This window comes from Kribbella sp. NBC_01484 (genome assembly GCF_036227145.1).
GTDB lineage: Bacteria > Actinomycetota > Actinomycetes > Propionibacteriales > Kribbellaceae > Kribbella.
The window spans coordinates 855,396-869,205 of the sequence record NZ_CP109437.1 but is presented as its reverse complement, the minus strand read 5'-3'; the positions used below and the strand labels follow the sequence as shown (position 1 = coordinate 869,205).

18 protein-coding genes are annotated in these 13,810 nt (G+C 69.4%); 6 read left to right on the top strand and 12 right to left on the bottom strand.

Annotated features, from left to right (window positions below):
* Positions 1-144: 144 nt before the first annotated feature.
* On the top strand, positions 145-813 hold the full coding sequence (locus OG555_RS04200) for a FadR/GntR family transcriptional regulator (RefSeq protein WP_329481344.1): 669 nt from the start codon (positions 145-147) through the stop codon (positions 811-813).
* Here the strand turns inward: OG555_RS04200 and OG555_RS04195 are convergent.
* From OG555_RS04195 to glpX, 3 genes are all read right to left on the bottom strand, one after another.
* Positions 810-1,280 (bottom strand): hypothetical protein, encoded by a 471-nt coding sequence (locus OG555_RS04195; protein WP_329481343.1) that lies wholly within the window; start codon positions 1,278-1,280, stop codon positions 810-812. The genes OG555_RS04200 and OG555_RS04195 overlap by 4 nt on opposite strands.
* 2 nt (positions 1,281-1,282) lie before the next feature.
* The gene (locus OG555_RS04190) at positions 1,283-2,230 is read right to left on the bottom strand and encodes a carbohydrate kinase family protein (RefSeq protein ID WP_329481342.1); all 948 of its coding nucleotides are present in this window, start codon (positions 2,228-2,230) and stop codon (positions 1,283-1,285) included.
* Positions 2,231-2,348: 118 nt separating this feature from the next.
* A complete protein-coding gene (gene glpX / locus OG555_RS04185; RefSeq protein ID WP_329481341.1) occupies positions 2,349-3,383 on the bottom strand; it encodes a class II fructose-bisphosphatase in 1,035 nt (344 codons plus the stop codon).
* 69 nt (positions 3,384-3,452) lie between these two features.
* Between glpX and OG555_RS04180 the strand changes: the two genes are divergently transcribed.
* The gene (locus OG555_RS04180; RefSeq protein ID WP_329481340.1) at positions 3,453-4,184 is read left to right on the top strand and encodes a DUF4245 domain-containing protein; all 732 of its coding nucleotides are present in this window, start codon (positions 3,453-3,455) and stop codon (positions 4,182-4,184) included.
* Positions 4,185-4,372: 188 nt separating this feature from the next.
* The gene (locus OG555_RS04175) at positions 4,373-5,050 is read left to right on the top strand and encodes a nucleotidyltransferase family protein (protein WP_329481339.1); all 678 of its coding nucleotides are present in this window, start codon (positions 4,373-4,375) and stop codon (positions 5,048-5,050) included.
* A 34-nt stretch (positions 5,051-5,084) separates the two neighbouring features.
* On the opposite strand, the gene OG555_RS04170 is transcribed toward OG555_RS04175, so the two are convergent.
* Together OG555_RS04170 and OG555_RS04165 are read right to left on the bottom strand one after the other, a co-directional pair.
* Positions 5,085-5,405 carry a DMT family transporter gene (locus tag OG555_RS04170; protein WP_329481338.1) on the bottom strand — a complete coding sequence of 107 codons (321 nt, stop codon included), beginning with the start codon at positions 5,403-5,405 and terminating at the stop codon, positions 5,085-5,087.
* A complete protein-coding gene (locus tag OG555_RS04165; protein WP_329481337.1) occupies positions 5,405-6,007 on the bottom strand; it encodes a flavodoxin family protein in 603 nt (200 codons plus the stop codon). The genes OG555_RS04170 and OG555_RS04165 overlap by 1 nt, the downstream gene beginning before the upstream one ends.
* A gap of 40 nt (positions 6,008-6,047) precedes the next feature.
* Here OG555_RS04165 and OG555_RS04160 point away from each other — a divergent pair, with 40 nt between their 5' ends.
* On the top strand, positions 6,048-6,674 hold the full coding sequence (locus tag OG555_RS04160) for a TetR/AcrR family transcriptional regulator (protein ID WP_329481336.1): 627 nt from the start codon (positions 6,048-6,050) through the stop codon (positions 6,672-6,674).
* Here the strand turns inward: OG555_RS04160 and OG555_RS04155 are convergent.
* Positions 6,671-6,886: an exodeoxyribonuclease VII small subunit gene (locus OG555_RS04155; RefSeq protein ID WP_328526776.1), complete on the bottom strand. Its 216-nt coding sequence runs from the start codon at positions 6,884-6,886 to the stop codon at positions 6,671-6,673. The genes OG555_RS04160 and OG555_RS04155 overlap by 4 nt on opposite strands.
* Positions 6,883-8,103 carry an exodeoxyribonuclease VII large subunit gene (xseA, locus tag OG555_RS04150; RefSeq protein WP_329481335.1) on the bottom strand — a complete coding sequence of 407 codons (1,221 nt, stop codon included), beginning with the start codon at positions 8,101-8,103 and terminating at the stop codon, positions 6,883-6,885. The genes OG555_RS04155 and xseA overlap by 4 nt, the downstream gene beginning before the upstream one ends.
* Before the next feature lie 58 nt (positions 8,104-8,161).
* On the opposite strand from xseA, the gene OG555_RS04145 reads away from it, so the two are divergent.
* Positions 8,162-8,458, top strand: coding sequence for a hypothetical protein (locus OG555_RS04145; RefSeq protein WP_329481334.1), 297 nt, complete (start codon positions 8,162-8,164; stop codon positions 8,456-8,458).
* 933 nt (positions 8,459-9,391) lie between these two features.
* The gene (locus OG555_RS04140) at positions 9,392-10,432 is read left to right on the top strand and encodes a 4-hydroxy-3-methylbut-2-enyl diphosphate reductase (RefSeq protein WP_329484766.1); all 1,041 of its coding nucleotides are present in this window, start codon (positions 9,392-9,394) and stop codon (positions 10,430-10,432) included.
* Here the strand turns inward: OG555_RS04140 and OG555_RS04135 are convergent.
* The 5 genes from OG555_RS04135 to OG555_RS04115 all read right to left on the bottom strand — a co-directional run bounded on the left by OG555_RS04135 (position 10,425) and on the right by OG555_RS04115 (position 13,807).
* Entirely contained in the window at positions 10,425-11,204 is a 780-nt protein-coding gene (locus OG555_RS04135; protein ID WP_329481333.1) for a hypothetical protein, read from the bottom strand. The two genes, OG555_RS04140 and OG555_RS04135, sit on opposite strands and share 8 nt — an antisense overlap.
* Before the next feature lie 3 nt (positions 11,205-11,207).
* Entirely contained in the window at positions 11,208-11,726 is a 519-nt protein-coding gene (locus OG555_RS04130) for a SigE family RNA polymerase sigma factor (protein ID WP_329481332.1), read from the bottom strand.
* 102 nt (positions 11,727-11,828) lie between these two features.
* A complete protein-coding gene (locus OG555_RS04125) occupies positions 11,829-12,941 on the bottom strand; it encodes an aromatic ring-hydroxylating oxygenase subunit alpha (protein WP_329481331.1) in 1,113 nt (370 codons plus the stop codon).
* 39 nt (positions 12,942-12,980) lie between these two features.
* Positions 12,981-13,430, bottom strand: a complete 450-nt coding sequence (locus tag OG555_RS04120; protein ID WP_329481330.1) for an SRPBCC domain-containing protein — start codon at positions 13,428-13,430, stop codon at positions 12,981-12,983.
* Positions 13,427-13,807 (bottom strand): ArsR/SmtB family transcription factor, encoded by a 381-nt coding sequence (locus tag OG555_RS04115; protein ID WP_329481329.1) that lies wholly within the window; start codon positions 13,805-13,807, stop codon positions 13,427-13,429. The genes OG555_RS04120 and OG555_RS04115 overlap by 4 nt, the downstream gene beginning before the upstream one ends.
* Positions 13,808-13,810: the final 3 nt, after the last annotated feature.

Sequence of the window (13,810 nt, the reverse complement as noted above, 5' to 3'; positions counted from 1 at the left end):
GAGGGAGCGCCGATCGAATCAGCTCCCGCCGTGGCGGCCGAGGAGGAGAAGGCCGAGCAAGAGGTTCGAGGACATGCCGACCACGCTAACCCGAAACCAACTCCTCAGACAAGCTGAGAACTTCAGGCGACTAGACTGACCCGCATGATTCGCCGTCACCCGCTCGCCGAGCAGGCCGCCGAGGAGCTGCTCCGCCGCATCGGCAGTGGTGAGTGGGCGCTCGGCCAGAAGCTCCCCGGCGAGACGACGCTGGCCGCGCAGCTGGGCGTCGGCCGGTCGACGATCCGCGAGGCGGTCCGGGAGCTGGCCGGTCGCCGGGTGCTCGAGAGCCGTCAGGGCGCCGGTGTGTTCGTGATCGCGCACCAGGCCGCGGAGGACTGGGACAAAGTCCTCCGCCGCGCCGACATCACCGACGTCCTGGAAGGCCGGCTTGCGATCGAGACCGAGGCGGCCCGGCTCGCCGCTGCCCGCCGTACGCCGGCCGACCTGAAGAACTTCCGCTACACGCTGGCGGACCGGAAACGGGCGTCCGAGAAGTCACCCGACGACTGGTACGTCGAGGCCGACCTGGCCTTCCATCGTGCGGTCGTCACGGCCGCGCACAACGCCGTACTGACGGAACTGTTCGACACGTTCGTGCCGCGGATCCGGCGCGCGATGCTCGACATGCTGAAGCTCGACGACCAGCACCGGCATCGTCACGACCAGGCGGCTCACGAGGCGATCGCCGAGGCGATCCGGGCTCGCGATCCCGACCTCGCCGCGGCCTGCGCCCGCGAACACCTGAGCGCGGTCCGGAGCAGCGTGTCCTAAGGCTGGTGCTGATCGAGCAGCGCGCGCAGCCAGGGCGTCAGCGTGTCCAGATCCTCGACGTTGTCCTGCGGGATGCTGATCGGCCGCGTCCGCCGATCGACCGGCCGGATCAGCACGCTCCGGAACCCCGGCAGTCCGGCCGGGTCGTCGATGCTGGTGATCCCGGACCACCGCAGGCTCCGGCCGCGGGTGATGCCGTCGGCATCGACCCGGACGACCGGGCGATTGGTGATCAGCTGCCACAGCGTCAGCCCGGTGCCGTAGACGAACGCGGCGAGCGCCGTGATCCGCAGTACGCCGAGCATCCCCGACACGTCATCCGCGCGGAGATGGTCGAGGTTCGACCACGCGGACAGCGCCATCAGCAGGGCGAACCCGGCCAGCCGGAGCGCGAGTCGCCCCCGGCGCGGCCGGAACACCACGCTGCCTTTGGACTCCAGTTCCGACGTCCAGGTCTCGGCGGACACTCTCAGGAACCCCACTTCGCCTTGTGCTCGGCGGCGGTCGGCGGGTCGGCGCCGGGCCGGGTGCAGGTGATCGCGGCCGCCTTCACCGCGTAGTCGACGACATCCTGCAGGTCTTCAGGGGTCAGCCCGGTCAGCCGCGTCGCACCGAGCAGGCCGCGCGCGTTCAGCCCGGCCAGCAGCGCTGCCATGAACGAGTCGCCCGCGCCCACCGTGTCGACGACCTCGATCGCCGGCGCCGGCACCTCCACCCGTACGTCGCGGCTGATCCCGAGCGCACCGTCCCCACCGCGCGTGATCACCACGCACTGGGTCCGCTCGACCGCCAGGAGTTCGGCCGCGATCTCGTCCGGTGCCACGCCGGGACGCAGGAACTCGCAGTCCTCATCGCTCAGCTTGACCAGATCGGCCAGCCCGGCCAGCTGCCGTACGGCGGCCCACGTCGCGACTGGGTCGGGGGTGATCGACGGCCGGGCGTTGGGGTCCAGAGTCACCGTGACCGGTTGCGGCGCGACCGACTGCAGGAAGCTTCGGATCGCCGTCGCCCCCGGCTCGAGCATGGTTGCGATCGAACCGGTGTGGATCGCCGGGCACCCGCGCGTCAACGACAACGCCGGCGGATCCCAGGTGATGTCGAACTGGTACGACGCCACGCCGGCCGCATCCAGCGTCGCCGTCGCGGTGCTGGTCCGGAACCCGGGGTCCACCGACCCAGGGGCGAGCTGGACGCCGTTCCCGAACAGGTGTGCTCCGAGCTGATCGCCGTACGCGTCGGTCCCGAAGCGTGCCACCAGCTCGGTCGGTACGCCGAGCCGCGCGAGACCGACCGCCACATTCGCAGCGAAGCCACCCGGGGTCGCCTTGCCCTTCCCGTTGCCGTTGCGGGTCGTACGCGGCGCGGGCGCAATGATGTCCACGAGCGCCTCGCCAATGACGAGAAGGGGCGCGGTCATGGGGCCTCCCGGCCTGGACTGAGGAGTGGAGGGAGCGAAGCGACCGGAGCGACGAGGGAAGGCCGGGAGCCAAGGCCCCATGACCACGCCGCGCCGGAGGCGCGGCAACTCAACACCGTCATCTGGCGTGCTCGAAGTCGATGGCGGAGTACGCGCGCAGCTTCTCGAGCTGGTGCACGCTCTCGATGCTGCGGATCGTGCCACTGCGCGAGCGCATCACGAGCGAATGGGTCCGTGCGGTGGAGCGGCCATAGCGGACACCGCGCAGCAGTTCGCCGTCAGTGATCCCGGTCGCGACGAAGAAGCAGTCGTCACCGCTGACCAGGTCGTCGGTGCTGAGCACCCGGTCGAGGTCGTGGCCGGCGTCGATCGCCTTCTGCCGTTCCTCGTCGTCGCGCGGCCAGAGCCGGCCCTGGATCAGTCCACCCACGCACTTCATCGCGCAGGCGGCGATGATGCCCTCCGGCGTACCGCCGATGCCGAGCAGCATGTCCAGACCGGTATCCGGCCGAGCTGCCTCGACGGCGCCGGCGACGTCGCCGTCGCTGATGAACTTGATCCGCGCGCCGGTGGCCCGGATCTGCTGGGCCAGTTCCTCGTGCCGCGGCCGGTCCAGTACGACGACCGTGACGTCGTCGACCGAGGAGCCTTTCGCCTTCGCGACCCGGCGGATGTTCTCGGCGACCGGGAGCCGGATGTCGACCACGTCGGCCGCCTCCGGGCCGACCACGAGCTTCTCCATGTAGAACACCGCGGACGGGTCGTACATCGAGTTGCGGGCGGACACTGCCATCACGGCGATGCCGTTGTTCATGCCCTTGGCGACCAGCGTCGTACCGTCGACCGGATCGACCGCGACATCGCACTCCGGGCCGTCGCCGGCGCCGACCTGCTCGCCGTTGTAGAGCATCGGCGCGTTGTCCTTCTCGCCCTCGCCGATCACCACCACGCCGTTCATCCCGACCGTGCCGATCAGCGTGCGCATCGCGTTCACCGCCGCGCCGTCGGCGCCGTTCTTGTCGCCGCGACCGACCCAGCGGCCCGCTGCCATCGCTGCGGCCTCGGTGACCCGGACCAGCTCGAGGGCCAGGTTGCGGTCAGGCGCGTGCGCGTCGACCTCCAGATGGGCAGGTGGCGTGGTCGGGTCGCTCATGTCAACGGATCGTAGCCAACCGGTGTGGGCGCTGTTCGGGCGCATTGGGCGTCGCGAGACACTGGTGCCATGAGTACGACAGGTCAGGGCCCATCCGGCGACAGCGCACCCGCGCCGACCGACGACCCGCGGGCGGCGACGGAAGCGCCGCAGGCCGCGGCGGAGGACCCGCGGGCCGGGACCCAGGCCCCCAGGGCCGCGGCGGAGGACCCGCGGGTCGCGGCGGAGGCGCGGGAGAAGGCGCGGGCCCGGGCCGAGGCGATCACTTACCGCGAGCAGAACCGGAAGGACCGGGCCAAGGCGCGCACCTTGACCAACATGGTCTGGGCGCTGCTGGCCTGTTTCGTCGTGGTCGCGTTCCTGATGATCGTCACCTGGCGGCCGAAGGAGGAGAAGGTCCGCGCGGTCGAGTACACCGCCCAACTGCAGGACGCCCGAAAGGTCGCCCCCTGGGTTCGCGGGCCGGAGCCGATGCCGGCCGGCTGGGCGGCGACCAGCGTCGAATTCCGCGCCCCGGAGCAGCAGCCGATCACCTGGCACCTCGGCGTCGTCACCGACGCGAAGAAATATGTCGGCCTCGAGCAGTCCAATGTCACCGGCGGGGAATTCCCGGCCGACAAGCTCGGCCGCACCACCGACGACGGGACCTCGACGGTCGGCGGCGTGACCTGGCAGCGCAAGGTTCTGCTCGACCGCACGCAGGAGAACGCCTTGGTGCTGGTCGGTTCCGGCGTCACGACGATCGTCACCGGGAATGCCGGATATCCCGCGCTCGAAGCGTTTGCTTTGACGTTGCGCTGACATTCAGCTGCGTACTGTCACCGCCGGAGTGACCATATTTCCGGGCATTCCTGACCACTTATCGGACGCACGTTGACACCACTGTCCGCCGCGGGTTTCTATCAATGCTCGGCTTGTCCACGCTCGGGGAAACAGCGCGAAGGAGCCTCACGTGAGTGCGCCATCCCGGGCGGGGGGTTGATGCGGCCATGTTCGTCACGGGGTTGCTACTCGCCGCGGAGAGTTCACCGCACCTCGGCGTACCGCGGCAATTGCTTGCCTATCACGGCGAAACCCTGCTCGGCGCGACGCTGGAGACGGCCCAGGAGTGCGGGTTCGACCAGTTGATCGTGACGTTGGGTAGCGCGTCGGAGCAGATCCATGAGCGGGTCAGCCTCGACGGCGTTCGCGTGGTCGAGTCACCGCATGCGGACACCGGCAGTTCGTCGATCGTGCCGGCGCTGGACGCGGTCGACCGCCGCTCCGACGGCATCGTCGTACTGATCGGCGACCAGCCTGGCGTGACGCCGGCCGCCGTGTGGTCGCTCGTCGCCGAGGTCGCCGGACCCGCGACGCCGATCGGAGTCGTCCGGTACGCCGACGGCCACGGGTACCCGTGCTGGTTCGGCCGGGAGCTGTTCGGCGAACTGCGGCAGCTGCGCCATGACGGCGACCTCTGGGCCCTGATCGAGGACGGCCACTACCCGATCACCCAGGTAGATGCCATCGGCAACGTTCCGCTGCGCGCCAGTACCTGGGACTCCTACCGCCGCCTGGTCTCCGGCTACAGCCCCGCCCCGGGCACCGTCACCCCCGGCGCCTTCGACGACACCCACCCCGTCCCCCTCCCGACCCGCAGCCGCCCCCGCCGCCGCACCCCCCACTAGCCCTCGCCGGCCCGCACCGAGTGCTGCGGTCCGTCTAGTCGGCGCCGACCAACCGCAGGCCGACGACGCCGCTGACGATCAGGGCGATGCACGCGAGGCGGGCCGGGGTCAGCGGTTCGTCGAAGAGGACGATGCCGAGGGTGACCACCCCGACCGAGCCCAGGCCGGTCCACACCGCGTACGCCGTGCCGACCGGGAGGCGGTCCAGGGTCCTGGCCAGCAGGACGACGGAGATGACACCGAACACGAGCACGCCGAGCGTCGGCCAGAGGCGGCTGAAGCCCTCGCTCGGTTTCAGACTGAGTGCGAACGCGATCTCGAACGCCGCAGCAGCGAGAAGTACGAGCCACGCCATCAGGCCGCCAGCGCTCCCCGTAGGTGCCGCTGCGTGACGGTGGCGACCCGAGCGCCGAGCGCCGCCGCGGTCCGCAGGTCCGTCGCCGGTGGTGCCTTCTCGGCCGACAGATCGGCATCGGACTGCGCCATCGCACCCAGCCAACTGCCGAGCCGGTTGAGGTCCTCGATGCTCGCTGTGCTCTCCGCCCAGCCGGGGTAGATGTCCAGCCCGACCCAGATCATCCCGTGCTGCGCGGCGAACACGGCGAGGTCGACCAGGCTGTTCAGCTTGTCACCGGACATCGCCTTCGAGTTGGTGAACCCGGCGGCGATCTTGTCCCGCCAGGCCAGGTCGGCGGCCCAGATCCGCACACTCTCCTCGGCGAACTTCTTGAACACCCAACTCGGGCTGCCCATGTACGTCGGTGTTCCGAAGATGATCGCGTCCGCAGCGGTCAGCCGCGCCCACACGTCGTCGGTCAGCGGCTCGTCGAGCAGGACGAGGTCGGTCACCGTGCCCGGCACGGACTCGGCACCGGCGGCGACCGCCTCGGCCTGCTTCGCGGTGTGGCCGTATCCGGAGTGAAAAGCGATCGCAATCCGGGCGGGGGTGTTACTCATGTGCTTCCTCCCACGTCGTTAGCGGACTACAGTCCGTCTTATGAACGACAGTACCGGACCGCAGTCCGCTTCACAACGGGGTTTGCCGCTCGTCGGCGAACCACGCCCGGAACGCGCGGATGCCCGGCGCAATCGGCTCCGGGTGCTGGAGGCGGCCGACCGCCTGTTCACCGAGCAGGGCGTGAAGAACGTGTCGCTCGATGCGATTGCCGCCGCGGCCGGCGTCGGCAAAGGCACGGTCTTCCGCCGCTTCGGCGACCGCGCCGGCCTCGCGGTCGCGCTGCTCGACGAGCGCGAGCAGGAACTGCAGGGCAAAATCCTGACCGGCCCACCGCCGCTAGGCCCAGGCGCGCCGCCGGTCGTCCGGGTGATGGCCTTCCTCGACGCCTACCTGGACCTACTCGATCGTCATGTCGAGCTCTTCATGGACAGCGAGAACGCATCGGACGGCGCGCGCTACCGCATCGGCTCGTACCACCTCTGGCACCGCCACCTGTCCCACCTGATCGAGGCCGCGCGCCCGGACCTGGACGCCGACTACACGGCCCATGTCTTCCTGGCCCCGCTGGCGGCGGACCTCCACAGTGCGCTGCGCACGCAGGGCTTCGACCTCGAGCGCATGAAGGCGGGTCTTCAGGCCATCGCCACGAACCTGCTGGGCTCCTAGCTGGGCTTCTCCTCGTGGGCGGCCTGGGCTTTGGCAAGGCGCTCGCGGGCGCCGTCGAGCCAGCGTTGGCAGGTTGACGCCAGCTCCTCGCCGCGCTCCCACAGTGCGAGGGATTCCTCGAGGGACGTGCCGCCGGCCTCGAGTTTGCGGACCACCTCGACGAGCTCCTCGCGGGCCTGCTCGTAGGAAATCTCCGGTCGGTCGCCGCTCACGTGTTCTCCTCGGACTTGACTTCGACCGCGAACCGGCCGTCACTGACCCGCGCCTGCAGCAGGTCGCCGGGCGCCACCTGTGCCACTTCCCGTACGGCGCTCCCGTCCGCCAGCTGCAGCACGGAGTACCCGCGCTCCAGCGTCGCCTTCGGGGACAGCGCCCGTACGCTCGCCAACCGGTGGGTGATGTCGTCACTCGCGCGATCCAGGCGGTGTGTCAGCGTCCGCCGACTCCGCTCGACCAGCGCTGCGATCTCATCGGACCGCCGTTGCAGATCCGTCACCGGCGCCGCCAGAGCGGGCCGGCTCCGGATAGCCGCCAGCGCGTGCGTCTCACGCTCCAGCCACGAAGTGATCGCCCGCAGCCCGCGCTCCCGCAGCAGCCGTACGCCGTCCAGCTCCTCGCGCACATCCGGCACGATCCGCTTCGCCGCATCCGTCGGCGTGGACGCCCGCAGATCCGCGACCAGGTCGAGCAGCGGCGAGTCCGGCTCGTGCCCGATCGCGCTCACCACCGGGGTCTTCGTCTGCGACACAGCCCGGATCAGCCCCTCGTCGGAGAATGGCAGCAGATCCTCCAGCGACCCGCCGCCGCGCGCGATCACGATCACCTCGACCGTGTCGTCCGCGTCCAGCTTCCGCAGCGCTGTCATCACCTCGCCGGCCGCCGCCGGCCCCTGCACCGACGCGTACTCGATCCGGAACGCGACCGCCGGCCACCGCCGCTTCGCGTTCTCCAGGACGTCACGCTCCGCCGCCGAATCGCGCCCGCAGATCAGCCCGATCGTGTGCGGCAGGAACGGCAGCTTCTGCTTCCGGTACGACGCGAACAGCCCCTCGGCCGCGAGGAGTTGCTTCAACCGCTCGATCCGGGCCAGCAGTTCGCCGATGCCGACGTGCCGGATCTCGCTGACCGCGAGCGCGAGCGTGCCGCGCCGGGCGAAGAAGTTCGGCTTCGCGTTCACCACCACGCGCGATCCGTCGGTCACCGGCGGATCGACCGCCTCGAAAACCCTCCGATTGCAGGTGAACCGCAACGAGATGTCCGCGTCCGTGTCGCGCAGGGTCCCGAACACTGTCGTCGTACCGCGCCCGATCGAAACGTCCGTCAGCTGCCCCTCGACCCACACGGCGCCGAGCTGGTTGATCCAGCTGGCGATCCCGTTCGCAATCGTGCGAACGGCCGCGGGTGCATCCGGCGACGTCTCCAAAGCCACCCCCAGACCCTACGACCCCGCACCGACAAACCCCGCGCGGCGCACCTAACGTTGAGTGATGCGTCCACTCCTCCTACTGGACTTCGACGGCCCGCTGAACCCCCACCGGGCCAAGACGCCGTACGTCGCGAACTGGGTCGGCGACCGCCCGTTCGTCTGGGTCGACGACGATGTGGACGACTTCGACGTGACGTACTTCGCCGAAGATCACCAGTTGGTTCTTCGAGTGGACGCGAGTACCGGACTCACACCTGACGACTTCGCCGCGATCCGCGCCTGGCACACGGAAAATCGGCTGTCCTGTCGTATCCGTGGGTCGTTCCCGCCTGCCTTCGGGCACCGATCAAGCTCCTAGAACCTGCGGCCGCTGCGACGCTCGACTGGTGCACAACCCGGGCGGAACGCCAACCACCACCAGCCGCCGCCAGCCGCCGCCGGACGGCGGTCTGCGGCGGTCGGTGTAGGGCGGGCGGTGGTGTAGGGCGGGCAGCGTGCGGCACCTTCAGCAGGTTGAAGGTGCAGTCGTCGGGCGGGGTTTCGGGCAGGAGCAGGGGGCTGGGACAAGGTGTCGGGGCCTGGGACTGGTCGTGAGGTGTCCCAGGTTCCGACAGGGTGTCCGCACCCCCGCCCGCCTTACCGCGCCTCGAGACGGTGGACCGGATATCCGTGCGCGTGTTGGGTTGTCTGCTGGTGGACGCGGGGACAACCCCCAAGCCGAGGGGTTATCCGGCGGTGTTATGTCGTTTCGGTGGCTGCCCGACCTTGGCGGTGTCGAGGCCGCTGGTGCGGGGAGCGTCCAGGGCGAGCCTGGTCTGCCTGGTGACCGACGGTCGAGCCCGAGCAGGTTGCGGGTGCGGACCTGGGACACTCGCCAACCCCGCCGTCGGCTCACCACCGGCCCCGGATCGGAGCGTGACCGGCCAGGACCGGGTCTGCTTGGTGAGTGGCCCAGCACCGCGGAATCGAGCCCGAACCGTGGCCAACCGGCTTCGGCCACAGCAGAGATCGACTTTGGGCACGAGATCCGTACGCGGAGGCGGGCACATGTGCGGATCTGGTGCACAAAGTGACCGACCGAGGCAGCCAGGCCGGGTCCCCGGGGATCCACGGAAACTACAGGGCAGCCGGAAAATCCTTTGCGGGCAAGGCGTTCGGGCCGCATCCTTGAACACAGGTAACACCTCCCACGGGGGAGCCGTCCGGACAGGGCGGACGGCTCCTCGACGCACCGTCCGTCGTGATGCTGCTCACAAAGGTGGGGATCGGGGTGCCACACGTGGCCCGTACCATGGGGAGCGTGACTGCCCAGCCTGACGACCCTGGTACGACGACCGCGGTGCGGACCAAGCGGGTGCTGCTCGCTGCGCCACGCGGGTACTGCGCCGGCGTGGACCGGGCTGTCGTGGCGGTGGAGAAGGCGCTCGATCTGTACGGGCCGCCGGTCTACGTGCGCAAGGAGATCGTGCACAACAAGCACGTCGTGCAGACCCTGCAGGGGCGCGGCGCGATCTTCGTCGACGAGACCGACGAGGTGCCCGAGGGCCAGACGGTGATCTTTTCCGCGCACGGCGTCGCCCCGGTGGTGCACCAGGAGGCGGCCGCGCGGCAGCTGAAGACGATCGACGCGACCTGCCCGCTGGTGACGAAGGTGCATCACGAGGCCAAGCGGTTCGCGGCCACCGACTTCGACATCCTGCTGATCGGCCACGAGGGTCACGAGGAGGTCATCGGGACCAGCGGCGAGGCGCCGGAGCACATCCACCTCGTCGACGGGCCGCGCGACGTGCCGAATGTGACCGTTCGCGACCCCGAGAAGGTGGTCTGGCTGTCCCAGACCACGCTGTCGGTCGACGAGACGATGGAGACGGTACGGCGGTTGCGCGAGCGGTTCCCGAAGTTGCAGGACCCGCCGAGTGACGACATCTGCTACGCGACGCAGAATCGCCAGGCCGCGGTCAAGAAGCTGGCCGCCGACGCCGACCTGATGATCGTCGTCGGCTCCCGCAACTCCTCGAACTCGGTGCGCCTGGTCGAGGTCGCCGTCGAGCACGGCGCCAAGGCCGGCTACCTGGTCGATTACGCCGACGAGATCGACGAGTCCTGGCTGGCAGGCGTCGACTCCGTCGGCGTCACCAGCGGCGCGAGCGTGCCGGAGATCCTGGTCCGCGACGTACTGCGCTGGCTGGCCGAGCGCGGGTACTCCGACGTCCAAGAGGTCACCACGGCCGAGGAGAGCTTGACGTTCGCCCTGCCTCGTGAGCTCCGCAGTGACCTCAAGGCCGCCGGCCTCCCCACGACCGGCACCTCCGACCACGCCTGGACTATTTGACCGTCACTGTCGTGGTCTTGGTGACCGGCACCCAGCCCTTGGTGCTGCAGTAGCGGACCGTGTAGCTGAAGTTGTACGTGCCGGCTTTCGCGTACGTGTGCGTGCCTACGGGATCGGCCTGCAGAGTGTAGGTCTGATGTCCGGTGGTTCGTTTCGTGCCGCTCAGGCAGTTCACCGCGCCGGCGTCGGAGCCGCTCTGGCCGCCGTCGCCGAAGAAGTACTGCGTCCCGCCCAGCAGGTCGAGGAAGGGCGTGGTCGCCGTCGACAGCGGCGTGCCACCCGCGGCCGTCGGCACCAGCGCGGTCCCGGACAGCGTTACTTTCATCGTCAAGAGCCGCCCCTTGACGGTCGGTTTCAGGCTGACGTGCACCCCGAGCGCCGGTGCGGCCGGCGTGTTCGACGTCGACGGCGAAGACGGCGGTGGGGTGTTGTTCTTCGGCGTGTGCACGGCACCTGTCACTTGACTTGACGTCGTAGTCCCCGAGGGAGTCTTCGTCGGGGTCGTCGTCGGCGTGGTGGTCGGCGGGCCGGTGACGATGGTGGTCGGTGCGCTGGGCGTGTGGCTCACCGGTGGGCTGCTGTCGATGTCGGTCATGTTGCCTGCGGCAACGGCGATGGCGACCACCGCGGCCGCGGCCAGCGTGAGCACACCGGCGGTCCGGCGACGCCGTACCGTCCGGACCTTCGCGAACACGGCCTCACTCGGCACCGCGCTCGGCGGCGGCGGATCGGCGACGAGCCGCTCGAACTTGTCCTTGAGATCGTCGGTCATGGGTCAGCCCTCCTTCTGGGCCGGAGCGGAAACGGCATCGAGCAGGTGGTGTTCGCGGAGCTTGGCCAGCCCGCGGGAGACAGTGGACTTCACCGTGCCGATCGAGCAGCCCATGATCTGGGCGATCTCGGCTTCCGGCAGGTCCTCGAAGTACCGCAGCACCAGCGTCGCGCGGGTCCGGCGGGGGAGTTCGGCGAGTGCCCGCAGCAACAGGTCGCGGTCGTCGACGGCGCCGTACTGCTCCCGGGCGTGCGGCTCGGGCAGTTGTTCGGTTGGAGTCTCACCCCGCCACTTCCGCCTCCACCACTGAGTGCTGGTGTTCACCATCACCGTCCGGGTGTAGCTCTCGAGCGCGTTGCTGCTGCGCAGCGAGTTGCGGTGGAACCACACCTTGGTGAGCGAGGTCTGCACCAGATCCTCGGCCAGATGCCATTCACCGGTCAGCAGATACCCGAACCGTTGCAGTGCGGTGAACCGCCCGTCCACGAACTCGGCGAACTCGTGGTCGCGTCCTGGATCCATCCCAACCCCCATCTCGTCCATCTCGGTCAGATACGTGATGACCGGGTGGGGACAAAAGGTTGAGTCGCAACCGGCCGCTGCGGAGGTTGTGACCTTTCCGACTCAGCTGAGTGGCTTGCCCAGGTATCCGCGGGCGATCATTGTCACCCACTGGTAGACGGCGTCCTCCGCGGGGGCCAGCGGGCCCGGGCGGAAGTGCGGCGACTCCGCGCCGCGCTGGACGGACTCGCAAGCAGCCCAGTCCTCGCGATTCGTGACGTCCCAGAAGTCGACGGCGTACGACGGATCCGTCACCTCGGCGGGGAAGTACCAGGAGCACTCGATCGCGGTCAGTCCCGGCGCGCGCGGTTCGAGGCGGTGCGTCATCACGTAGTCCGGGTGCAGCGAGATCAGCAGGTTGGGGAACAGCCCGAGGTAGTTCACCCGCCGCGGGTCCACGCCCGGCAACGGGATCCCGCGCGACCGCCCGTCGAGCGACATCGTCTCGGCATCCGGGCGCAGGTCCATCAGCCCACCGATCCACGCGCCGGGCAGGTTCCAGTTGTCGCCCGAGGTCGGCGGCGAGACCTTGCACAGCTCCGGGTGAATCAGCGGACAGTGGTAGCACTCGTGGTAGTTCTCGGCGATCGTCTTCCAGTTCGACGCCACGTCGTACTCGTGCCGCGCCTTCAGGACCAGGCTTTCCGGCGCGTACGGCGCGACCAGGTCGGTGATCCCGCCGAGATGCTCGGCGAACGACGCCGCCGTACCGGTCGCATTGACGAACAGCCAGCCGTGCCACGCCTCGGCGGGCAACTCGACCAAGTTGTACGGCGTGGGGTCGAAGTCCTCGCCCATCCGGGGTGCCGCCTTCACCGCGCCGTCGAGCTCGTACGACCAGCCGTGATACGGGCAGACCAAGGCGCGCCGGTCGCTGGTCTCGTCCCGCTGGAGCAGTTCGTGCCCGCGATGCCTGCAGGTGTTGGCGAACGCGCGCGGCCGATCCCCGAACGTCAACACCACGGCGATGTCGCCGACGGTCACCTGGCGATGCGTCGTGCCGGCCGACAACTCGTCGAGTCGGCCGAGACACGTCCAGCTTCCGGCGAAGAAGTGCCGGCGTTCCCACGCCAGTACGGCGGGATCGGTGTACGCCTCGCGCGGCAGCATGACCGACTCGCCATGCGGCCGCAGCGAGGCCTCCAGGGCGCGAGCATCAACGGGAGCGTTCGCCATCTGCCAACTATCAGGCGTGTACTGCGACCAAGTCGAGGCCTACTGCCAGGAGGTCACGTACCGACCCAGGACGTAGTCCCAGCCGGTGTCGTAGCCAGCGCGAGCGCGGACGCCGTCGGGACGGCGCTCCCAGCCGCTGTGCACGAGTTCGACCTCGGTGTCGTCGCCGACCGGCGAGAACGTGACGGTCACTTGCCCTGCCTGCCGCGGATCGCTGCCCGGGTGCCAGGTGAAACTGACCGACTTCGGCGGATCCCAGTCCGACACCGTGCCCCAGGTTGCGATCTCGCCGTCGTCGCCGTACTCGACGATCCGCCCACCCACGGCTCCCTCGACCCGCACCTCGCGCGCCTGGTCGTCCCCGACCGAGTGCGACGGCAACGGCCACCATGCGGATATCTCCGCCGTGAACGCCTCGAATGCCCGCTCCGCACCCACTGGCACGACAACCTTCTTCACCAACGGCGCAAGCCCCTGCTCCACAGTCATCCCCGCTCCTCCTTGGTACGGCGCCCAGCCGTGGGCGGCTCGTCCGCACGGATCTCGGTCCGCCGGATGTGGTCGGCGTACGCATCCAGTGCGTCACCCCAGAACTGGTCGAGCCACTCGCGCAGTTCGTCGAGCCCGGCGCGGTCGACGCGGTAGATGTTCCGCGTCCCGCGCGACTCGTGGTCGACCAGTCCGACGGCTCCCAGCACCTTCAGATGCTGGGAGATCGCCGGCCTGCTGACGGGCACCCGCTCGGCCAACGCAGTGACCGAGCTGGGCCCGCCCCGCCGCAAAGTCTCCAGAATCACCCGCCGCGTCGGATCTCCCAATGCGTCCAGCACCGGGCCCGCCGCCTCCAGCAATCCGTAAGTTCCCACGAA